Source organism: Bradyrhizobium manausense, assembly GCF_018131105.1.
Classification (GTDB): Bacteria; Pseudomonadota; Alphaproteobacteria; order Rhizobiales; family Xanthobacteraceae; genus Bradyrhizobium; species Bradyrhizobium manausense_B.
Map to the genome: position 1 here is coordinate 242,857 of NZ_JAFCJI010000001.1, position 22,536 is coordinate 265,392.

19 protein-coding genes are annotated in these 22,536 nt (G+C 62.3%); 10 read left to right on the forward strand and 9 right to left on the reverse strand.

All coding sequences use genetic code 11. The features are described from left to right. Window positions 1-23 precede the first annotated feature (23 nt). The 6 genes from JQ631_RS01160 to JQ631_RS01185 form a co-directional block, all read right to left on the reverse strand. Window positions 24-797, reverse strand: coding sequence for a GntR family transcriptional regulator (locus JQ631_RS01160; protein ID WP_212323120.1), 774 nt, complete (start codon window positions 795-797; stop codon window positions 24-26). A gap of 2 nt (window positions 798-799) precedes the next feature. Then, a complete protein-coding gene (locus JQ631_RS01165; protein WP_212323122.1) occupies window positions 800-1,852 on the reverse strand; it encodes an ABC transporter ATP-binding protein in 1,053 nt (350 codons plus the stop codon). Further along, window positions 1,849-2,688, reverse strand: a complete 840-nt coding sequence (locus JQ631_RS01170; protein ID WP_212323124.1) for a carbohydrate ABC transporter permease — start codon at window positions 2,686-2,688, stop codon at window positions 1,849-1,851. The genes JQ631_RS01165 and JQ631_RS01170 overlap by 4 nt, the downstream gene beginning before the upstream one ends. Next, on the reverse strand, window positions 2,685-3,620 hold the full coding sequence (locus tag JQ631_RS01175) for a carbohydrate ABC transporter permease (protein ID WP_212323127.1): 936 nt from the start codon (window positions 3,618-3,620) through the stop codon (window positions 2,685-2,687). Before JQ631_RS01175 ends, JQ631_RS01170 begins: the two co-directional genes overlap by 4 nt. A gap of 3 nt (window positions 3,621-3,623) precedes the next feature. Continuing rightward, window positions 3,624-5,018: an ABC transporter substrate-binding protein gene (locus JQ631_RS01180; protein WP_212323130.1), complete on the reverse strand. Its 1,395-nt coding sequence runs from the start codon at window positions 5,016-5,018 to the stop codon at window positions 3,624-3,626. A 211-nt stretch (window positions 5,019-5,229) separates the two neighbouring features. Next, window positions 5,230-6,033, reverse strand: a complete 804-nt coding sequence (locus JQ631_RS01185) for a DeoR/GlpR family DNA-binding transcription regulator (protein WP_212323133.1) — start codon at window positions 6,031-6,033, stop codon at window positions 5,230-5,232. Between the two features lie 253 nt (window positions 6,034-6,286). Here JQ631_RS01185 and JQ631_RS01190 point away from each other — a divergent pair, with 253 nt between their 5' ends. Genes JQ631_RS01190 through JQ631_RS01210 form a run of 5 tightly spaced genes read left to right on the forward strand, consistent with a single transcriptional unit; the run spans window position 6,287 to window position 11,266 of the window. Then, a complete protein-coding gene (locus JQ631_RS01190) occupies window positions 6,287-7,306 on the forward strand; it encodes an ABC transporter ATP-binding protein (RefSeq protein ID WP_212323135.1) in 1,020 nt (339 codons plus the stop codon). A gap of 46 nt (window positions 7,307-7,352) precedes the next feature. Continuing rightward, window positions 7,353-8,630: an ABC transporter substrate-binding protein gene (locus tag JQ631_RS01195; RefSeq protein WP_249160076.1), complete on the forward strand. Its 1,278-nt coding sequence runs from the start codon at window positions 7,353-7,355 to the stop codon at window positions 8,628-8,630. A gap of 46 nt (window positions 8,631-8,676) precedes the next feature. Further along, window positions 8,677-9,597 (forward strand): carbohydrate ABC transporter permease, encoded by a 921-nt coding sequence (locus tag JQ631_RS01200; protein ID WP_212323138.1) that lies wholly within the window; start codon window positions 8,677-8,679, stop codon window positions 9,595-9,597. Then, entirely contained in the window at window positions 9,594-10,403 is an 810-nt protein-coding gene (locus JQ631_RS01205) for a carbohydrate ABC transporter permease (protein ID WP_212323141.1), read from the forward strand. The genes JQ631_RS01200 and JQ631_RS01205 overlap by 4 nt, the downstream gene beginning before the upstream one ends. Continuing rightward, window positions 10,403-11,266, forward strand: a complete 864-nt coding sequence (locus tag JQ631_RS01210; RefSeq protein ID WP_212323145.1) for an endonuclease/exonuclease/phosphatase family protein — start codon at window positions 10,403-10,405, stop codon at window positions 11,264-11,266. The genes JQ631_RS01205 and JQ631_RS01210 overlap by 1 nt, the downstream gene beginning before the upstream one ends. 60 nt (window positions 11,267-11,326) lie before the next feature. On the opposite strand, the gene JQ631_RS01215 is transcribed toward JQ631_RS01210, so the two are convergent. After that, the gene (locus JQ631_RS01215) at window positions 11,327-11,653 is read right to left on the reverse strand and encodes a hypothetical protein (RefSeq protein WP_212323148.1); all 327 of its coding nucleotides are present in this window, start codon (window positions 11,651-11,653) and stop codon (window positions 11,327-11,329) included. A 674-nt stretch (window positions 11,654-12,327) separates the two neighbouring features. On the opposite strand from JQ631_RS01215, the gene JQ631_RS01220 reads away from it, so the two are divergent. After that, window positions 12,328-16,293: a hypothetical protein gene (locus JQ631_RS01220; protein WP_212323149.1), complete on the forward strand. Its 3,966-nt coding sequence runs from the start codon at window positions 12,328-12,330 to the stop codon at window positions 16,291-16,293. A 146-nt stretch (window positions 16,294-16,439) separates the two neighbouring features. Here JQ631_RS01220 and JQ631_RS01225 read toward each other — a convergent pair whose 3' ends face one another. Then, window positions 16,440-16,664, reverse strand: a complete 225-nt coding sequence (locus JQ631_RS01225; protein ID WP_212323151.1) for a hypothetical protein — start codon at window positions 16,662-16,664, stop codon at window positions 16,440-16,442. A 403-nt stretch (window positions 16,665-17,067) separates the two neighbouring features. Here JQ631_RS01225 and JQ631_RS01230 point away from each other — a divergent pair, with 403 nt between their 5' ends. The 4 genes from JQ631_RS01230 to JQ631_RS01245 all read left to right on the forward strand — a co-directional run bounded on the left by JQ631_RS01230 (window position 17,068) and on the right by JQ631_RS01245 (window position 19,847). After that, window positions 17,068-17,688, forward strand: coding sequence for a TetR/AcrR family transcriptional regulator (locus tag JQ631_RS01230; RefSeq protein WP_212323153.1), 621 nt, complete (start codon window positions 17,068-17,070; stop codon window positions 17,686-17,688). Between the two features lie 71 nt (window positions 17,689-17,759). Continuing rightward, on the forward strand, window positions 17,760-18,953 hold the full coding sequence (locus JQ631_RS01235; protein ID WP_212323155.1) for an MFS transporter: 1,194 nt from the start codon (window positions 17,760-17,762) through the stop codon (window positions 18,951-18,953). A gap of 138 nt (window positions 18,954-19,091) precedes the next feature. Next, complete coding sequence (locus tag JQ631_RS01240; RefSeq protein ID WP_212323157.1) at window positions 19,092-19,511, forward strand: DUF4118 domain-containing protein; 420 nt, start codon at window positions 19,092-19,094, stop codon at window positions 19,509-19,511. Window positions 19,512-19,649: 138 nt separating this feature from the next. After that, window positions 19,650-19,847: a hypothetical protein gene (locus tag JQ631_RS01245; protein WP_212323159.1), complete on the forward strand. Its 198-nt coding sequence runs from the start codon at window positions 19,650-19,652 to the stop codon at window positions 19,845-19,847. 62 nt (window positions 19,848-19,909) lie between these two features. Here the strand turns inward: JQ631_RS01245 and JQ631_RS01250 are convergent, their stop codons facing one another. Then, on the reverse strand, window positions 19,910-22,294 hold the full coding sequence (locus JQ631_RS01250) for a TonB-dependent receptor (protein ID WP_212323162.1): 2,385 nt from the start codon (window positions 22,292-22,294) through the stop codon (window positions 19,910-19,912). Window positions 22,295-22,536 lie beyond the last annotated feature (242 nt).

Below are 22,536 nucleotides of genomic sequence, written 5' to 3' on the forward strand. Positions count from 1 at the left end.
CTCGTTATCGACGTGTGGTGGTGTTAGTGGCGGCGCGTCAGGCTGATGCTGAGGCGGAAGTATTTCGGCAGATAGACGGCGCGCAGCAGCTCCAGCGCCCGCCCGTCCTTGCCGAAAGTGACGCGCTCGATGGAGAGCAGCGGCGAACCGATCTTCACGCCCAGCAGCTTGGCGCTGCTCGCGTCGGCGAGATCGGCGCTGATGGTCTGCTGCGCGTCCTTGATGGCGAGGCCGAGCTCGTCCTCGAAGACGCGGTACATGATGATCGAGATGAGGTCGCGCTTCTCGAGCTCGAGGCCGATGTCCGGCGGGTAGAGGGCGTGCTCGATCGCAATTGGCGTATCGTCCGCGAGCCGGAGACGTCGAAGCTGCCAGACGGCGCGTTCGCGAAGCTGCTCGCGAGCGGCGGCGTCGTGCCGATTGGTCATGCCCTGTTGCAGTATCTTTGCACCGGCCTGGTAGCCAGCGTCGCGGATCGTTTCCGAAAAGCCCATGAGATGGCCGACCCAGTTTTCAGGCTGGTTCGAGCGCAGGAAGGTGCCGCGGCCGCGCGAGCGGTCGAACATGCCTTCGTTGACCAGGGGCGCGATGGCGTTGCGAATGGTGATGCGGCTGACGCCGAAATGACGGCCGAGTTCGGCTTCGGTCATCAGGCGGCCGGTCCCGTCGATCAGCTTGCCGTTGCGTACCTGGCTGCGAATGGATTCGCGGATCTGGATATGCAGGGGCGTCGAGCCCTCCGTAACCACATCACTGCCGAGCGGAGCGGGTTTCTTCTTGCGCGTTTGAACAGCCATGGTCAGAGCCGCATGCGTGTCGCTGGGTCGAACAAATGAACGTCCTGGGGACGGGCGGTGATCGAGATCGTGTCGCCTTCGCCGGGAATGTTGCCGTCGGCGACGCGCATGCGGATCATGGTGCCGGTGCAGTCGAGATCGAGCACGGCGGTATCGCCGAGGTCTTCGATCAGGTCGACGCGCGCACCAAGTCCGCCCTGCGTCATGCGCACGGCGCCGGGGCGAATTCCAACCACCACATCGCGCTCACCTGCGGTCGTGGTCGTCGTCTTCAGACGATGACCGGCGACGATCACGTCGCCGTCCACGTAACGGGCGGGAACGAGATTCATCGGGGGATTGCCGATGAAGCCGGCGATGTCGATCGAGTTCGGTCGTGCGAACACCTCCGCGGGCGTCCCGACCTGCTGGATCTCGCCGGACATGAACACTGCCATGCGATCCGCGAGCGTCATCGCTTCTTCCTGGTCGTGCGTGACATAAACGGCAGTGACGCCCAGCGAGCGCTGCAGCTTCTTCAACTCGGCGCGTGTTTCCAGCCGCAGTTTGGCGTCGAGGTTCGATAGCGGCTCGTCGAGCAAAAACAGTCGCGCCTTGCGCACGATGGCGCGAGCCAGCGCGCAGCGCTGCTGCTGTCCGCCCGAAAGCTGGCCCGGCTTGCGGTCGAGCAGATGGTCGATCTTCACCTTGCGTGCCGCGTCCTTCACGGCGGGCGCGATCTCTGACTTCGGCAGCTTGGCCATCTCGAGTGGGAAAGCGATGTTTTCGGCCACCGTCATGTGCGGGTAGAGCGCATAGCTCTGGAACACCATGGCGATGTCGCGGTCGCGTGCGTCGGTCGAGGTGACGTCCTTGTCGTCGATCAGCACGCGGCCGGCTGTCGGCGCGTCGAGGCCGGCGAGAATGCGCAGCGTCGTGCTCTTGCCCGAGCCGGAGGGACCGAGCAGGGCGAAGAATTCGCCCGGCCTGATGTCGAAATTGACGCCCCTGAGCGCGGCGAACTCGCCGTGCATCTTGACGATGTTGCGAAAACTGACCTGACCCTGGCCGCTCATCGGCGCCCTCCGCCTTTGACTGCACCGACCGTCAGGCCCTTCACGATATGCTTCTGCGCGACCACGCCGAGAACGACGACAGGCAGCATGGCAAGGACCGAGACCGCTGCGAGCTTGGCCCACAGCGTCTGTTCGACGGAGACGAAATTGAACATGGCGACCGTGACCGGCCGCACCGTGTTGCCGCTGAGCACGACGGCGAACAGGAATTCGTTCCACGCATTGAGGAACACGAACACGACGGTGACAGCAATGCCGCCGCGAACCTGCGGAATGATGATCCGCCACAGCGTCTTCAGTCGGCTCGCACCGTCGAGGTAGGCGGCCTCCTCCATCTCGAAGGGAATGTCCTCGAAATAAGAGACCAGCAGCCAGATCGCGAAGGGCAGGGAGAACGACAGATAGATCAGGATGATGCCTTGATAGGTGTCGATCCAGCCGATATTCCGCAGCACCAGGAAGTAGGGAATGATGATGCCGACCGGCGGCAGCATTTGGGTCGCCAGCACGTAGAAGCCCGCGAACCTCTTGCCGCGAAAGCGCAGGCGCGCCAGTGCGTAGGCCGCCGGCACCGCCATCAGCATCGTGACCACGGTGGTGCCGACCGAGATGATGACGCTGGAGAGCAGGTTCGGCAGGATCGATCCCGAACCGAACAGCACGTCGCGATAAGCGTCGAGCGTTGGCGCGAATACCAGCTTGGGCGGATAGGCCAGCACGTCGGAATCGGTCTTGAGCGAGTTCAGCACGCTCCAGATGATCGGAAACGCCCAAGCCAGCAGGAAGACGACGGAGATCGCGAGCAGAGCGAAGACGCGAAGGCGCTTTGCGGTCATCTCGCCCTCCGCATCGCAAACAGGATGCCGGAGATGATGATGGTCACGATCAAGAGCGCGACCGCGAGCGCAGAACCGTAACCGATCGACAGCTCGGTGAAGGATTTCCGATAAGCATAGAGATTGAGGATCTCGGTCGCGGTGCCCGGACCGCCGGCGGTGACCGTGAAGATCGCCGCGAACGCGGTCAGCGCCACCATGGTCCGCATGATGATGACCATCACGATCGCGGGGCGCAGCAACGGCAGAGTGATGCGGCGGAAGCGTTGCCAGGCGGAGGCGCGGTCGAGCCGCGCGGCTTCGTAGATGTCTTCGGGCAAGGAGGCCAGGGACGCCAGCAACACCATGAACGCGAACGGAGTCCACTGCCAGGTGTGGATCGCGATCACCGAGACCATCGCGAGCGTGGGATCGCCGAGCCAGTTCTTGCTGCCGAGCCCCGCATTGATCGCGAGGAAGTCGACGATGCCGAATTCCGGCGCCAGCATGAAGGTGCGCCAGATCATGCCGACCACGGCCGGCGACAGCACAACCGGCAGGATGGCGATGACCCGGAACCAGCCCTGGCCGCGCTTCATGTCCATGACGAGCAAGGCGAGCGCCAGCCCAATGATGACCTGAAGCGCCACGGTCGACCCGGTATAGACGAGGCTCACCAGCAGCGAGGTCCAGAAGCGCTCGTCGGAGAGCAGCACCTGGTAGTTCTCGAACCCGACGAAGCCGTTGGTGAACGGCATCGCCAGATCCGTCCGGAACGCGCTGGTATAGATCAGAAACAGCAGCGGAAATGTCGTCGTGGCGAGCAGCGCAAGAAACGCCGGTGCAAGCAGCGCTGCTGCAAACCGGCGCTCGCGCTGCGCCAAGACACGGCCGAAATCGCTGCGAGGCGCCTCGCTCGCAATGTCGGCCGATGTCACCACTGTCGTCGCCATGGCTTAGCCGCGCATCATCGGTTCGATGCGGCGCTGTGCGTCGTCCAGTGCGGCCTTGATCGTGGCCTGGCCGGAGAGGGCTGACTGGATCGCGGTCGCCATGGTATCGCCGATGGCAGGCCATTGCGGCACGCGCGGACGCCAGTCGACATCGGTGTCGTCCTGGAGTGCGCCCATCGCAGCCTCGACGAAGTTTTCGCCAAAGCCGTTCATCAGCTTGATATAGTCGGGATCCTTCCAGACCGAAGTGCGGTTGACGCCGGAGCGCTTGGTGGGACCGGCGAAACGATGCGCGGTGCGCGCCTGGGTCTCGGCGCTCGCAGCCCACTGGATGAACAGCCAGGTCGCTTTCCGCTTCTTCTCCGGCAGCGCGGAATTGATCGGGAAGCCCCAGTTCCAGATCGAGGTGGTGCGCTTGCCCGAGGGACCTTTCGGCCAGCGTGCATAGGCAACCTTGCCGATCACTTTCGACTTCTCGGGATTGTTGATCACCGAGGCCGACGAATGCGCGTCGATGTAGCTCGCGACGGTGCCTTGCGAGAAAGCGTCGGCGATATCGGGCCAATTCCAGTTGGCCGCCGCCGTCGGCGCATACTTCTTCATGATGTCGACGTACCAGGCGAGCGCCGCTTCGGCCTCGGGGCCGTTGACGGTGAGCTTGCCGCCCTTCATCCAGTCGCCGCCGAACTCGCGGAAGATCGACGGATAAATGTACATGTTCTGGCCGGCACCGGCGACGCCGCGCAGCGCTGCGCCCCAGACTCGATCGTTCGGCGTGTTCAGCGCCGCCGCGTTCGACATGTAGGCTTCGAGCGTGTCGGCCGGCTTGAGGCCCTTCGCGTCGTAGAGGTCCTTGCGATAGACCTGAATGGTGACCTCGCCGTCATAGGGCATGCCGTAGAGCTTGCCGTCGATGCCATTGGCGCTGCGCCAGGCCGGGATGATGTCGTCGAGCTTGAACCAGGCCTGATCCGTCAGCGACTTGTCGTTCAAATAGGTGTCAAGCGGTTCGACCCATTTGTTCGCGGCGTAGAGCGCGTAATACATGGGGTCCGCGGCGTGGGTCGCGTAGGTGCCGGTCTTCGAGGTCAGGTCGATGACGCTCTTCTGCCGGATCTGCGCAGGTGGAATTTTTTCGAACCGGACGTCGATGCCCGTGAGCGCCTTGAACTGCGGCGCCAGCGTGATCAGGTTTTCGAAATAGCTCGCCGGGATCACGGCGACCGTGATGGTCTCGCCGGAAACCTGCTGCCAGTCGATTTGTGCGGATTTGTACGGCGCGAGGTCGGCGTCCTGTGCGGATGCGTGCCGCAGGATGCCAGGCCCAAACGTCGCCAGAGCCGCAGCCGCGGTTCCGGTTTTGAGTAGCGTTCGTCGCGTCGGCTTGAATGACGTCATGCTGTCCTCCCGAAAATCCGGATTTTTTGCTTCCGGTTAGTTAGGACATTTGCCCAAATGTTATAACAAGTCAACCGCGACAAGATGGCCCGAGGCCGGGGCCGGTTCCACGCGGTGTTCGGACGCAAATCGCGCGCATGCGCGATCGCGTGCGAATAGGGATGATGTGCTGGCAACAGCCCGGGCGCGTTCGGATTTCTATCGGCGCTGGCTAGTTCCGTGCGCGCTGCACGGCCAAGGGGCGGACGGCATCCGACGTGTGAATGCGATCGGCATAACCAGCGCTGATCGGCGCGAAAGCCGCCGGCAACGGCCCGTCGGTGAAGAGATGGTGGCAGTCGTCGAGACGGCCGCCGCGCACCGTCGCGTTGCGGCCAAATTTCGTGGTGTCGGCGACGAGCACGGCGACGCGGGAATTGGCGACGATAGCCTGGCGCGCCAACACCTCGCCGGCGTGAAAATCCAGGAGCGTGCCGTCCTGGTCGACACCGCCGACACCGAAGATGCCGTAGTCGGCGCGGAAGTCCGCGAAGAAACGCGCGGCCGGCTCGCCGACGATGTCACGGTCGAGCGGGCGGAGGGTGCCGCCGGCGATCGAGATCTCGACGTCCGGGTTTTGCGCGAACGCCGCAGCGACGTTCAGATTGTTGGTGATCACGCGCAGGTCCTGGCGGTGCGACAGCGCCCGCGCGACATATTCCGGCGTCGTGCCGAGCCCGATCATCAACGACGCGCCATCGGGAATGAATTTTGCGGTCGCGTGCGCAATACGCTGCTTGGCGTTGGCGTTGAGGCCTTGCCGGCTGCCGTATGCGAGGTTCTGGTTCTGCACCGGCAGGCTGACGCCGCCATGGATGCGCCGAAGCAGACCCTGATCGCAGAGCGCATTGACGAGACGGCGAATGGTTTGCTGCGTGACGTCGAAGCGCGTCGACAGGTGCTCGATCGAGGCGAAACCTTCCTCGCGCACAATCTCCAGAATGTGGGCCTGACGTTCGGTCGGGGTGTTGAGCATGGGCTCTCCGTGCCGACCAAAGTATCATTCGAACAGGGGAGGCGCAAATTCCTGTTTCATATGCTGTCATGTTATGTTCATATGAACACAATAATCGCTATGCCGATGAATGTTGCGTGGCCATAGGGGAGGGACGGATGGTTCGGTCTGCGCGTCGTGACCGACCTTGTGCGGCTCCGCGTGAGCAACGCACGCCCTTGCGTGGCGGCATCTGCGCTGTGCTTGGATCATCGCAATCGAGAGCGAACCGGCCATGTCAGCGATCACGCTGAGCCGCATCTCGAAGTCCTGGGGCGTGATGCGCGCGGTCGATGACGTCAGCCTGACGGCGGACGAAGGCTCGTTGCTGGTCCTGCTCGGGCCGTCCGGATGCGGCAAGTCCACCACGCTCCGCCTGATCGCTGGTCTCGAGGAAGCCGATGCCGGCACGATCAGCATCGGCGGCGTTGACGTCACGCGCCTCACTCCGGCGCAGCGGAAGATCTCGATGGTCTTCCAGTCATACGCGTTGTTTCCGCATTTGAGCGTGGCTGAGAACATCGTATTCGGTTTGCGCGTGCGCCGCGTTTCGCGCGCCGAGCGCGATGGGCGGCTCAAGCGCGTTGCCGACATCGTCGGTCTTGGTCATCTCCTTGAACGCAAACCGTCGCAATTGTCCGGCGGTCAGCGCCAGCGCGTCGCATTGGGGCGAGCCATCATCGCGGAAGCTCGCGTCTGCCTGATGGACGAGCCGCTCTCGAATCTGGATGCCAAGCTTCGGCATGAGATGCGTACCGAGATCCGCGCGCTGCAGCAGCGCCTGGGCATGACGATGGTCTATGTGACCCACGATCAGACCGAGGCCATGACGATGGCCGACCGCGTCGTGCTGATGCGGGACGGGCGCATCGAGCAGAACGGCTCGCCCGAAGAACTCTATAACCGCCCGGCCACGGCGTTCACGGCGCGCTTCATCGGCACGCCGCCCATGAATCTCGTGCGCCAGGGCAACCGTCTCATCGGCGTGCGGCCGGAGCATGTTCGCATCGCCGCCGACGGCGACCATGTCGCACGCGTCAAGGCCGTGGAGCATCTCGGCGCCGACAGCATCGTTCTCTGCGAGATCGACGGGCAGCCGATCTCAGTGCGGCTGGAGGGATTCAGCAAGGTTCAGCCGGGCGACGACGTCAGGATCGCCTGGAACGCCGCGCACGAACACCGTTTCGATTCGAAATCGGAAGTCAGGCTCGACAACATCGCGAACGAGGACCGGCTGGCCGCATCCTCTCAATGAGGGGCACCGCGCCAGAGCGGTCGGACAAGACACGAAGGAGACCAAAATGTTTGCTCGACGAACACTGTTGATGGCCGCGGCGTTCACTGCGCTCTCCCTTGGTGCGGCCCGTCCGGCGGCTGCGGTGGATCTCACCATGTATTATCCCGTCGCGGTCGGCGGTCCCGTCACCAAGATCGTCGACGACATGGTCGCGCGCTTCGAGAAGGAGAACGCGGACATCAAGGTGACCGCGGTGTACGCCGGCAACTACACCGACACGATGACCAAGGCGATGACTGCGATGAAAGGCGGCCAGCCGCCGCAGCTGTCGGTATTGCTATCCACTGACGTCTTCACGCTGATGGACGAAAACGCCATCGTGCCGTTCGACGATCTCGTCAGCGACAAGGCGTGGTTCAAGGAATTCTATCCGGCGTTCATGGCCAACGGGCAGGTCGACGGCAAGACCTGGAGCATCCCGTTCCAGCGTTCGACGATCGTGCTGTACTGGAACAAGGAGGCCTTCAAGGAGGCCGGTCTTGATCCCGAGAAGGCGCCGGCGTCCTGGGACGAGATGACCGAAATGTCGAAGAAGCTGATCAAGAAGGACAGCTCCGGCAACACCACACGCTGGGGCGTCGAGATCCCCACGACCGGCTACGGCTACTGGATGCTGCAGGCGCTGGCGATCGAAAACGGCCAGAAGATGATGAACGAGGCCGGCACCGAAGTCCACCTGACCGCGCCGAAGACGGTGGCTGCGCTCGACTATTGGGTCGACCTGTCCCGCAAGCACAATGTCATGCCGTCCGGCAGCATCGACTGGGCGACGCTGCGCACCGACTTCCTCGAAGGCAAGACGGCGATGATGTGGCATACGACCGGAAACCTCACGGCCGTCAAGGACGCCGCTAAATTCCCGTTCGGCGTCGCCATGCTCCCGGCCAAGGAGCGGAGGGGATCGCCGACCGGTGGCGGCAGCTTCTATGTCTTCAAGAGCGCTTCTCCCGATCAGCAAAAGGCGGCCGTCAAATTCATCCAGTGGATGACGGCGCCCGAGCGCGCGGCGGAATGGAGCATGAAGACAGGCTATGTCGCCGTGTCGCCTGCCGCCTACAAGACCAAGGCGATGGAAGAGTACGCCAAGGGCTTCCCGCAGGCGACCGTTGCGCGTGACCAGCTCGAGCATGCGGTGCCAGAGCTCTCGGTTCACGAGAACGGCCGCATCTACAAGTTCGTCAATGACGCTGTTCAGGCCGCCGTCACGGGGACGCAAAAGCCGCAGGAGGCGCTGGCTGCCGCGCAAGCGCAGTCCGACCGCGTACTGCGCGCCTCGAAGTAAGGAAAAAAGGCGGGATGGTGGTACGCCGCCATCCCGCTCCTCAGAAATGACCGACACCACAGCCGCATCGTCAATTCCCGAACGCCGCGCCGGATCGCAGGCGTGGTGGAATGCCGTGAACGCGTGGCTGCTGTTGTTGCCGGCGGCGGTGCTGCTGGTTGCGTTCACCCATTACCCCATCCTGGCGACGATCCGGCATTCGCTGTTCATCACCAAACGGAACGGCACCGAGGTGTTTGTTGGCCTCGACAGCTATCAGGCGATGGCGGCCGATCCGATCTTCTGGAAGGCGCTGGTCAACAATTTCTGGTTTGCGCTCGGCACCATCCCGACGTCGATCGCGCTCGCACTCGTCATGGCGGTCTGGGTCAATCGCAACATGCGCGGGCGCGGCTTCCTGCGTCTGGCTTATTTCACTCCGACGGTGCTGCCGATGATCGCCGTCGCCAACATCTGGCTGTTCTTCTACACGCCGGACTATGGCCTGCTCGATCAATTGCGCGGATTGCTCGGTCTCGGCGGCTGGAACTGGCTCGGCGATCCCTCCACGGTGATGGGCTGCCTGATCGTGATGGTGATCTGGAAGGAGGCCGGATTCTTCATGATCTTCTATCTCGCCGCGCTTCAGCAGCTCTCGCCGGATCTCGAGGAAGCTGCGTCGATCGAGGGCGCGAGCCGCTGGTACACATTCCGCCGGATTACGTTCCCGCTGCTGATGCCGACCACGCTGTTCGTCGCCATCAACGCCGTGATCAACTCGTTCAAGCTGGTGGACCACCTCGTCATCATGACCAAGGGCGGTCCGAACAACGCCAGCACGTTGCTGCTCTATTACATCTACGAAGTCGCCTTCACTTTCCAGGATTCGTCCTACGCCGCGACGCTGACGGTCGTGCTTCTGCTGCTGTTGAGCGCCGTGGCGCTGGTCAAATTCGGCTATCTCGATCGCAGGATCCACTATCAATGAGGGACCGGACGCATCCTGTCGAAGCGGTCGCTGCATGGGTCCTGGCTTTGGTCTGGCTCGCGCCGCTCGCCTATGCGTTCTGGAGCGCGCTGCATCCGGCCGCCTATGCGACGTCGTTCAGTCTCTCGGCGCCCTGGACGCTGGAGAACTTTGAGCGGGCCTGGAAGCAAGCGCCGTTCGCGCGCTACTACCTCAATACGATCGTTCTGGTGACGCTGGTGCTGGTCGGGCAACTCGTCCTGTCGACGCTGGCGGCATATGCCTTCGCGCGTTTCAAGTTCAGGGGCAGCACCATCGCCTTTGCGCTGGTTCTGCTGCAGCTGATGATTATGCCCGATGTGCTGATCGTCGAGAACTACCGCGCCATCGCCAGGCTCGGTCTGCTCGACACCATCCCTGCGATTGCACTGCCTTATCTCGCCAGCGCCTTCGGTATCTTCCTGTTGCGGCAGACGTTCAAGAGCGTGCCCCAGGAACTGGTCGAGGCCGCCCGGGTCGAGGGGGCAGGGCCTTTGGGAATTCTGTGGCGGGTTTATGTCCCGCTGGCGCGCCCGACCTACATCGCTTTCGGTCTCGTTTCGGTCAGCTACCATTGGAACAATTTTTTGTGGCCGCTGATCGTCACCAATTCGGTGGAGGCGCGGCCGCTGACCGTCGGCCTCGCAGTATTCGGCGCGCCAGAGACCGGAGTGGACTGGTCAGTCATCACGGCGGCAACCGTGATGACCATGGCGCCGCTGCTGATCGCGTTCCTGCTGTTCCAGCGGCAGTTTGTCCAATCCTTCATGCGCGCGGGTATTCGCTGATGCGGCTTCTGACGTGGAATATTCAGTGCGGCAAGGGCTGCGACGGCGTCACCGATCTGGCGAGGATCGTCAGGATCGCCAGGGAGACGTGCGATGCGGATGTCTTCTGCTTCCAGGAGGTAAGCTCGAACTTCTCAAGGCACGATCGCGGAGGCGATCAGAGCGCAGAACTCGCTGCGTTGCTGCCGGGCTATTTGGCAATATTCCGGCCGGCGATCGAAACGGTCGATCAGGCAGGTGGGCTGCATCGCTTCGGCAACATGACCCTGTCGCGCATCCCGGTCGTTCAGATCAACAATCACATCCTGCCCTGGCCGGGTGCCGGCACGGGACGCAGCATGCGGCGCCACGCGCTGGAGGTGACGGTCGAAGCGGCCTTCGGCCCCGTGCGCATCGTCAATACGCATCTTGAATATCATTCGGTTGCTCAGCGCAAAGCGCAGGTCATGCGCCTGCTCGATTTGCAGGAGGACGCCTCGACAAGCCCCAGGGCACCGACCAGTCAGCCCGATGAGCCTTATGAAAGCCAGACGGTGGCGCGAACGAGCCTGATGTGCGGCGACTTCAATTTCGACGTCACCGATCCGCAGCATGCGATGATCGACCGCTCTGACCGATCTGGCCTCAACTATCGCGATGCCTGGACCGCCAACGGCCCGGACGGGCAGCGGTCACCAACTTGCGGACTATATGACCATGTGCAGTGGACCGCGGGACCTGATTGCCGTGACTTCATTTTCGCGACGGAGGATCTAATCGGTCGGATCACCCACGTTGATGTCAATGGGAAAACTGACGCGTCCGATCATCAACCGGTCTTCATCGAACTCGCGGATCGTGAAATGACGGTCGGGCCGACCTGAATCAATGGATGTTGAGAAATCGTCAGGGCTCGTTGCCATGAAAGCGGGCCGGCGGCGACCTCACCGCCGCGTCACCAGCACGCCCAGCATGAACGCCACCATCAGCGACGGCAGCGGGGCCTCGCGAACCATGCCGCGGACGATGTCGGACCAGTGCTGATCCGGGGCCAGTCTTGGTGACCAGACTTCAGCCACCGGCGCGATGCCCCATTCCGATGCGAGCTCAGCGATCTCGCTGGCGGCCAGACGCACGCCATCACGGACCCGGAAGATCGTGGCCTCCGCGCGTTCGCCCGGCGCCAGCAGCATCACCGTCGTGATCGCCGTGCGCAGCGTCATTTCGCCGTAACCTTGCAGCCGCACCGATTCTTCGGGCTCGGACGTCATGCCAATGTCCCCTCACAGCGCGAAGTGGCGCGCGATGGTGAATGCCGCCGTCGCGCACAGGACCAGCGTGGAAACCGCGCCGGCCACACCGCGTGCGAGATGCGCTCGCGTCAGGTGCCTGGTCATGATTTTGCTCCATGCTCACCATGGAAATGGCAAGGCCCGAAGTTGGTTCCTCGGTCTTCGCCGAATCACGCGCGACGATCCGCGTGATGTCGTTCCGCCCGCTCCGTAGAAACCCGGTGGCGTCACGATCGAAAACGTCGACGACGCGACGTCGCGGGCTGGGCCGACGTGGAACTGCTCATGATTTAGTCAGCGAAGGACGACGCGCGTTCTTGGCGTCAGTTGTTGAGCAACGCGAAGCCGGCCGCGCGCTTGCGCTGCAAAATGCCGCGGCATTGTCACGAGTTTTGAAGATGAGGGTGCACAGAAGAAGGGCAGCTTCTGTCGATCATCACTCCGTCGTCGCGGCACTCACCTTATTTCCGCAACAGTTCCGGCAACGCCGCCGTGTTTTCGTTCCTCCTGCGTCTTGATGAGGACGACATCCTCAACGATGAGGAATGATCGGCGAAGATCATGGGGAAGCCACACAATTTTAGCTTTCTTGCAGCGAGTTTTTTAGAACTGGCTGCCAGTCTAAGCCCAATGGCCAATGGGACTCTCTACGCATGTCAACTGTTACCACTGCATCGAGCTTCTTGAACTCTCTCGGTATCAACACCAACGCAGGCAGTTATATCGACACATACACGAACTCCAGCTTGATCATCAGCAGTCTCGACTATCTGGGCATCAGTCACGTTCGCGACTCCTACAGCGCATTCGGGCATGGAAATGCAGTCATCGACGCGCTTGCCAATGCGGGTGTCTCTTTCGATTTTCGCGTCAGCTATACCCTTCCCGCGGCGGGCAGCAGCGGGCTGGCCAGCTATGTCAGTGCTCTCGCGGAGTTCAAGACGGAACACCCGGGCCTTCTGTTGTCCATCGAAGGCATCAACGAAGCCAATCTCAATTCCTTCTCCTACAACGGAATGACGTCGCTCGAAGGCGCAGCGGCATTTCAGGAGGCTCTCTACGCCGCTGTGAAGGCCAACGCCGTCCTCAGCGACGTCACCGTCGTCAACTTCAGTATCGGAAACCAGACCGATGCGATGAATGCGACGGTCAGCGACATGAGCGCCTATTCGGATGCGGCGAATGCACACGTCTATGTGCAGACCGGGGCGCTTGCCGACGGCCAGATCGAGCAAGACCTCGCTCTGGCGAAGGATATTTCGACAAACGATCCGGTCATCGTGACCGAGACCGGCTATACGACATTGTCCAGCACCGCCGGAATCGGCGTCAATGAAGATGCGCAGGCGAAGCTTGTGCTCTCCAATCTGCTGTTGGCATATGAAAACGGATCTTCCGCCACATATCTTTACGAGCTGTTTGACTCGCCTTCCTCGGTCTCTCGTGGCGACAAGGAGGCCCACTTCGGTCTTTTCAATACTGACGGGACGCCGAAGGAAGCCGCCGTCGCAGTCCACAATCTGACGACCATTCTGAGTCACGGTGACGACGGCAGCGCTCATACCGGCGCGGATATCAGCTACTCGCTGTCCAATGCGCCCAGCTACACGCATACGATGCTGATGAACAAGTCCGGCGCCGTCAGCGACCTCGTGGTATGGGCCGACACGCTCAAATGGGACAATACCACTCAGACCGAAATCGATACGCCGCCAACGACCGTTACCGTTCAGTTCGGGCAGGTGGAAAGCGCCATATACGTCTATGACCCGCTGAAGGGGACGGCGCCGGTCGCGGTGTATTACAATACGAGCGCGATCCAGATCGATCTCAGCGATCGCCCGCTGGTCATCGAAGTCGGCGCGACCGCCGCTGCGGACGAAGGCACGACGACGGTGGACTCCGCTCTCACCATGACATCGGCCGACTTCGTCGCCCAGATGGACACTCTGGCGCGCGTCGCCGGACTCGAGAAGGTGACCTTGAGCGACTCGCATGTTCTGGCGGTCTCGTCGCCTGAAACCATGCGATATGTCATTTCCCATTATGGCGGTCTGCTCGCGAAGGTCGACGGCGGCTATTCCTTCTCCATCACCTGGGGCGGAGCGGGCTGGACCCAGGAACAGGATTTCGACGCCAGCGGTACGCTTACCGAGACCACCGTTTGGGGTGTCAGCAGGAGTGGCGCCATTGTCTCGAAAAGCATCACACTGGCCGACGGGCGGGTCGACTATTATCACTACGGCGTTGCGGGCCAATCCTACACGTCGGATCACACCGCTTACGACACGAGCGGCAAGGTGACGCTGATCGAGCGCTTCCACGCCGACGGGAGCCATCAATACAAGGCCGCGTACAACACCGACGGTTCCAAGGTTTATGATTACTACAGCAGCACCGGTGCGTTAGCCACGGAAGTCGTGGTGACGTCCACCGGCACGGTCACGGCGACCTATGATACCGCGACCGGCGACAAGCTCCGGGTCTATACCAGCAATTCGGACGGCAGCGCCGACAACAAGGTCTATGCGAATGGCGCACTGATGAAGAACAACGTCCTTCACAAGGACGGCTCGTCCGAGGTTTACGTCTACAACATCGCCGGGCAGTCCTACACCTCGACGCACCAGGTCGCCGACGCGAACGGCAAGGTGACGCTGGTCGAGCGCTTCCATGCCGACGGCAGCTATCAGTACAAGGTGGCCTACAACGCGGACGGCTCCAAGGTCTACGACTACTATTCGACCGCGGGCGCTCACAGCTCCGAAATAGCCGTCACGTCGACCGCCACCGCGACAACGACCTATGACACGGCGACCGGCGACAGGGTGAACGTCTATACGGCCAATGCGGATGGAAGCGCCGACAACAAGGCCTATGCCAACGGCGTGCTGATGAAGGACAACGTCCTGAACAAGGACGGCTCTTCCGAGGTCTATGTCTACAATGTTCCCGGGCAGTCCTACACCTCGATGCACCAGGTGGGCGACGCGAGCGGCAAGGTGACGCTGATCGAGCGCTTCCATGCCGACGGCAGCTATCAGTACAAGGTGGCCTATAACGCGGACGGTTCCAAAGTCTACGACTACTACACGACCACCGGCGTTCACAGCTCCGAAATAGCCGTTACGTCGACCGCCACCACGACAACGACCTACGACACGACGACGGGCAACAAGGTCAACGTTTATACGGCCAGTGCGGATGGCAGCGCCGACAACAAGGCCTATGCCAACGGCGTGCTGATGAAGGACAACGTTCTGAACAAGGACGGCTCGTCAGAGGTCTATGTCTACAATATCGCCGGCCAGTCCTACACCTCGACGCACCAGATGGGTGACGCGAGGGGGGTGACGCTGATCGAGCGCTTCCATGACGACGGAAGCTATCAGTACAAGGCGGCCTATGGCGCGGACGGTTCCAAGGTCTACGACTACTACACGACCATGGGGGCTCACAGCTCCGAAATAGCCGTCACGTCGACCGGCACCACGACAACGACCTACGACACGACGACTGGTTACAAGCTCAGCGTTTATACAGCCAATGTGGATGGCAGTGCCGACAACAAGACCTATGCCGGCGACGTGCTGATGAAGGACAATGTCCTGCACAAGGACGGCTCGTCCGAGGTCTACACCTACAATATCACCGGCCAGTCCTATGCCTCGACGCATCAGGCCAACGACGCCAGCGGTAACGTCACGCTGGTCGAACGTTTCCACTCCGACGGCACTTACGATTACACGGCGGCCTACCACTCGGATGGTTCGAAGCTCTACGACTATTATACCAGCGCCGGCAAATTGAGCACGGAGGTCTCGGCCACCTCGACCGGTACGACCACCGCCACCTACGACACCCTGGCCGGCAACAAGTTGACCGAATATACGGCCAATTTGGACGGTAGTGCAGAGAACAAGTCCTACACGAACGGCGTGCTGGCAAAGGACAGCATCCTTCACAAGGACGGCTCGTCGGACGTCTATGCCTATCAGATCACCGGCCAGTCATACACGTCGACGCATCAGACCAGTGACGCCGGCGGCAATGTCACGCTTGCCGAACGCTTCCATTCCGATGGCAGCTACGACTATCTCGAAAAGCACAATGCGGATGGCAGCAAGGAGATCTCCAACTACTCCAGCACTGGCGCGATCCTGAATCACACGCTCATCAGTGCTGACGGCTCCCGTGCCGTGGACTACTACAGCCAGGATGGGACCGGTGATATCCGCACCGACACGACGGACGCCAGCAGCAATCTGACGATGCGCGAATATACCCACACCAGCGGGGCGCACGAAGTCTACGCCTATGCCGACAATCTGAAGCTTGCTGGCGGCACGAGCGATGATACTTTCTACTTCCGCTCCACCAACGGCGCAACCGTCACCTATCAGGGCGGCAATGACACGGTCTACAGCTTCAACACCGGCAGCACTTCAGCCGGCACGGACAAGATCTCGGTCAGCTCAGCGCTTGCCGCAAGCTTCAACGATCTTCACATGGCCCAGCAGGGTTCGGATGTCCTGATCACGCTGGACAGCCACGATACGATGCTGATCAAGGCGGCCACGGTCGCGAGCCTTCACAGCGAATACTTCGTGTTTACGTAGACAAAACCAGCCTGGAAACAGCACCGGCCGCCTCGCGCGAGATGAAGCTCGCCTGGGGCGGCCGGTCTTGCTTTTGCTGCACGCTCGCCATTGGTATGGCAGGGCGGGCGGCGGATCACTTCGCCACCGCCGATTCGTCGAGCCGGCTACTTCCGCAGCAATTCGCGCAATGCGGCGGTCGCCTCGGCGCAGCGGATGTCGTCGATCTCCCGCGACAGGCCGAGTGCGCTCGATTTCAGTTCATCGATCCTCCAGCTCTCGGGATGCTGGCTCTCGAGCTGGCTGAGCCGCTTGTTCAAATCGTCTAATCTGGACTGAAGCTGCCCGATGCTGGCGGCTCCCGTCACGTTCCAAACGCGCTGTGCACGCATCGTCGTTCCCCTGACTTGTCTCACGGCGTTGTGAGCAGGGTTCGTGGCCGCAATGGGCGTTTCTTTTGTCCGGTCTTAGATTGTCCGGAACCGTTGCAGATCGGCAACGAAAGTTCCCTGGTCGGCGCTTGAGCGCGAAGGCGTGTCTGCGTCTACACGCTGGGTGTCTTGGAGCGAAACTGTTGACTCATGCTCCGTCATTGCGAGCGCAGCGAAGCAATCCAGGATCTCACCCCGGAAAGACTCTGGATTGTTTCGCTGCGTTCGCAACGACGCCGGGGAAAGAGCCCGGCGCCAAACTCCGCGCTCGTGCCCCGGACGCAGCGCGTCCGGGACAAGAGGATGAGTCCCAATCACAACCACGTGTCTTTATTTGGGAATGATCATTCCCTATTATGCCGCAATGCAAAAAGCCGTCCGAAAATCCGAGCCGTCGGCCCACCCGCCCGGGCGTCCCCGGGAGTTTGACATGGATACCGCGCTGGACGGCGCGATCCGCGTGTTTTGCGAGCGCGGCTATCATGCCACCTCGATCGGAGAGCTCACGGCGGCCATGCGGCTTGCTACCGGCAGCGTCTACAAGGCGTTTCGCGACAAGCACGCTGTCTTCCTCGCCGCGTTCGAGCGCTACGTCGCGGTCCGCGGGGAGCAGACCCGCAGCGCGGCCGCGCGCGGCGCGAACGGCCGCGAGCGGGTGAGCCATGTGCTCCAGTCTTATGTCGAGCACTCCCAGGGCAGCGAGGGGCGGCGCGGCTGCATCGTGGTCGGCAGCGCGGTCGAGTTGTCGGCGGTCGATCCGGTGATGCGTGCGCGCGTCACCGCGCAGCTCAAGACCAATGAAGCCTTCATTGCAGGCCTCATTCGCGAAGGGCAGGCCGATCGCTCGATTCCGGACCATGTCGAGGCCGACGACACCGCCCGGCTGATGATTTGCATGACGCAAGGCCTGCGCGTCGTCGGCAAGGCACGCCTGCCGCTGGACGGCGAGCGCCTGGTCGGCGTCGCGATGAAGCTGCTCGCTTGAATTCTTGCCGGATTAGGAAATGAACGTTTCCTATACGTGGAAACGTCGAAAAAGGTGTCGGAGAGTTTGGAATGACCATGAATGCCACCATCGAGACCGCGCCCGAGACGGATGCGGTGTCGCAACGCCTAACTTTCGTGCTTGCCGCGGCCTGTGGCATGGTCGCTGCCAACATCTACTATGCCCAGCCGCTGATCGCCCCGATCAGCGCCGCGCTCGGCCTGTCGCACGCTGCTGCGGGCCTGATCGTGACGATGACGCAGATCGGCTACGGCACGGGATTGCTGTTCATCGTGCCGCTCGGCGATCTCGTCGAGAACCGCACGCTGATCTGCACCGTCATCACGCTCGGAGCGGCGTCGCTGCTTGCCGCCGCCTTTGCCACCCATGCGATGCCGTTCCTGATTGCGGCGCTGTTCATCGGTCTCGGCTCGGTTGCGGTGCAGATCATCATTCCCTACGCCGCTCATCTCGCGCCGGAAGCCGTTCGTGGCCGCGTGGTCGGCAACGTCTCGACCGGATTGATGCTCGGCATCATGCTGGCGCGCCCGGTCTCGAGCTTCGTTACCGCGGCATTGTCGTGGCACGCGGTGTTCTTCTGCTCGGCGGCCTTGATGATCGCGCTTGCGATCGTGCTTCGCATCACGCTGCCGAAGCGCAAGCCGGTTGTGCGGATGCATTACGGCACGCTTCTGTTGTCGATGCCGCATCTGGTGCGCACGACGCCGCTGTTGCGTCGGCGCGCGCTCTACCAGGCCGGCCTGTTCGGCGCCTTTACCCTGTTCTGGACGGTGGTGCCGCTCCAACTGGCGAGCGAATTCGGCTTCACCCAGCGCGGCATTGCGCTATTTGCGCTCGCCGGCGTCTCCGGCGTGTTCGCGGCGCCGATCGCAGGCCGGCTCGCCGACAGCGGCCACAGCCGAATCGCCACGATCGCCGCGATGCTGTTCGTTGCGCTGGGTTTCCTGGCGACGCATGTCGGCGCAGCCGGATCGGCGATCAACCTCGCCTGCCTCGTCGTGGCGGCGATCGCCATCGATTTTGGCGTGCAGGGCAACGTCGTGCTGGGCTTTCGTGCCATCTTCGTGCTCGGGCATGAGCATCGCAGCCGCCTCAATGGGCTCTATATGGCGACATTCTTCGCGGCCGGCGCAGCCGGATCAGGGCTCGGAGCCTGGGCGTTCGCGCAAGGCGGCTGGACGCTGGCCTCGGCCATTGGCCTTGCGCTGCCCGTCGCCAGCCTGCTCTACGCGGTGACCGAATAGCGGTACAATTGTGTGCCTGCCGTTTACCAAGCCCCCGATCGGGGGGCCCTGAGCGGGCAATTTCCGGCTCGCGAATTCCCTGCAGCTGTAGTACTTTGGTCGCAAGCGGCCTGATTAATGGCGGCAGGGGGAGGCCTTATGAGGCGTGCGGAACTGTATGGCGTACCGCGAGTACGGCCATGGTCGTGGCAGGCATTTCTGCTCGGATTTGTCGTGGTTGCGGCGTCGGCTGCGCTTGAGGGCGTCTGCATCGCACTTGGCGTAAAGTTCTATTTCGCGGCGTTCCTGCCCAGCCTGTTCGTGCTCGGCATTGTCGCGGGCGCGCCCGCGGCGGTGTTCGCCGCATTGCTCACCGTGCCGCTGGTGTGGTGGGCGTTCATGCCGCCCGTCTTCGAGTTCATGCCGCTGTCGAGCGCCGGCGCGGATTCGATCAATTTGTTCTGCCTGTTCGCTGTGCTTTTGATCGGCCTTGCCGATCTCTGCCGCGCGAGCATGATCATCAACAGAAGCAGTGGATTGAAATCGTCGGGCGAGAGCGCGGCAACGAATTCGCAATGAACGGGTGCGGGCGCGGACAGGGCGCGTTGCGCTTGTGCAACAGTCCGGCAACCATCCGCGCGGCTGGCTCGCGCCGCTAACTTTTCAAAAAAGATTTGGCTGCAGTTTCTCCCGCGGGAATACGAGGGAGTTTTCGTCATGAACGGACACGCCATTTTTGAGAACGTGCGCCGCTACCGGGGCATCGCGTCGCTCTATCGCCAGACTGCGGCGTTTCGGCCGAGCCAGCGCTGGTCGCTGCTGGAGCAGGCCGGCGAATGGGAAGCCCGTGCGCTGTCGGAGCTGGAAGCCTATTTCGCTGCGCCCACGGACTCCGCGGCGCCGATCGCTGCCTGAGCGTTAACCATCAGACAGCGAACGTCAGCGAAGGGATCGCCGACGTTCGCTGCGATACGAGATCAGAATCTGTAGCTTGCCTGGACCCTCACCGTGCGCCCCTGGCCGGGTGAGATGTTGTTGTTGCCGTCGGCCGAGGCCCAATAGCCGCGATTGAAGATATTCTCGACCGTCAACTGCGCCCGCCAATTGGCATCGATCGTCGCGTAGACGCCGGCATCGAAGCGCACGAAGCTCGGCAGCCTCACCGTATCGTCGGACGACGCAAACGAATCGCCGAAATAGATGATGCCGAGCGCCGCCGCCCATGTCGGGTTGAACTGATACTTGTTCCACCAGGCGAACTGATTGTACGGCACGAGTTGCACGCGGTTGCCCGGCACGACCGTCGCGGACGTCGCGCTGGTGATCTTCGCGTCGGTATAGGCGTAGCCGAGCGAGGACTGCCATTGGTCGGTGACATAGCCGACGAGGCTTGCCTCGAAGCCGCGGGTCAGCGTGCTGCCCGAGGGCAGGAAGAAGCCGGGATTGTTGCCGTCGGCGATCGGCTGGTTGGTGCGGTTGAGATTGTAGATCGCGGTTGAGAACAGGAGTTTCGGGTTGATATTCCACTTCATCCCGACCTCGGTATTCTCGAACTTCTGCGGCTGGAGGATCAGCGTGCCGTCGTTGAGCGAGGAGAACTGGTCGCCGGAGGCCGGCAGATAGGAGATGCTGTAGACGGTGTAGACCGACATCGTCTCCATCGGCTTGACGATCAGGGCCGCCTGCGGCGACACCAGATTGTCGGTGCGGTTGCGGTTGATGTTGGTGTTCATGTCCAGCGCCGACATCTCGAAGCGATCGAACCGCGTGCCCACGATAAGCTGGAGCGCGCGAGAGAACTCGATCGTGTCGCGCAAATAGCCGGACTCGACGTTCAGCCCGTATTTGCTGTTGGAATCAGGTGTGGTGACGCCGTCCGCATTCACGCCCGTGAAGTGATGGACGAAATTGACCGGCCCGAAATAGGTCGGCGCGAACGGATTCTGCACGATGGTGTTGGTGCCGTTCGGGAACACACCGGTGTTGCGGATGTCGACTCCGGTCTGGCGGCCGAACTCGGTGCCGAAGCCCACCGTGTGTGCGATCGGACCGGTCCAGCCCTTGTAGGTGAAGTCGGTCTGGTTGAAGACGTTGTCGCGATTGGTCGTGTGCTGGTAGGCGCCGAGATTGACGGCTGTGTCGGCCGGATTGACCGCGCCGGCCAGCGGCCCGCCGGTCGGATAGACGTTCTGATAGAATTTCTTGTAGTCGGCCGCGATCGTGCCGTTGCGCACCGTCAATCCGTTCTGGAAATCGTGCTCGATGATCGCCATGCCGGTCTGCACCGTCGCCTGCGCGGTGTTGAGGCTCGGGCTGCCGAAGAAGACTTGCAGATTCCCGTTCGGCGCGAACGGCGTGGTCGGATTGAACCGCGTGACGCCGCCGGGCAGGCTCTGCGAGGGGTTGCCGCGATCGGCGGTGCGGCCGTCGTGGTAATATTCGTAGGAGAGCTTGACCTTGGTGAAGTCGTCGGGCTTCAGCGTGACGGTCGGATTGATGCCGTAGCGTTCGAGATGGTTGAAGTCGCGGAACGCATCGCTGCCCTCGTAGAATACGTTCAACCGCGCCGCGACGTTCTCGTTGATCGCTTGTCCCGCATCCAGCGAGACGCGGCGGTCGCCCCAGGACCCTGTCTGTGCGGTCGCCTCGTAGATGCGCCTGCCGTCGGCCTCCTTGAGCGTGCGGTTGAGCAGGCCGCCGCCGGCGCCGCGGCCGAAGGTCAGCGCGCTCGGACCCTTCAGCACCTCGATGCTCTGGGCGTTGTACATGTCGCGAAAATACTGGACGTCGTCGCGAAAGCCGTTGACGAAGAAATTCGCGCTGGAATCGACGCCGCGAATGACGAGCTCGTCGCGATTGCCTTCACCCTGGTGGACGGCGACGCTGGGCACGTAGCGCGTCACGTCGGTCAGGCCCTGGTAATTCTGGTCGCGGATCTGCTCGTGGGTGATGACGGCGAGCGATTGCGGAATGTTGACGATCGGCGTGTTGCTCTTGGTGGCAACGGAAGTGCTGTTGGTGAAATAGCCGACCGTGCCGGTGCGGGCGTCCTGCGATTGTGCAAACGCTTTCGGCTCGGCAGCCGGCTCCGGCCGGCGCGCCGTCTGCGTCCGGCGCGACCGCGCGCCGCCTGACCGTCGCGAGGTCGTGGATGAATTGGAGTGGCGCTGCGCCTCGGGGGCCGTGACATTGACGGGAGGAAGCGTTGCGCCGGGTGCCGGCGCGGATTGTGCGAGGGCCTGTGGAGCGGCGAGGAAGGCTGCCGAGCCCATCAATGCGGCCAGCACGCTGCTCGCGATCTTGCGCCTGGAGACGCTGCCAGCGCCAGACAATGTTTCTCCGTCGGCTGCGATGCTGTTCATCGCGCCCTCCCTGCACTTCAAGCTCGCCCGGATTCCCCAAGGACGCGGCCGGATGCGGGGCAAGGAGCATCCGTGCGCGCGAAGTCACTGCGTGCATGAACACGCATGGTGCTCGGCAATTCCGAGACATCAGATTTGAATCGTTCGAAAGCATCCGGGTTCCGGCGACCCGGCAGCGCGCAGGGACCGTGGCTACTACGGAGTTACCCCGCTCGCTCCGCGTGCTAGCAATCCGCCCGGAT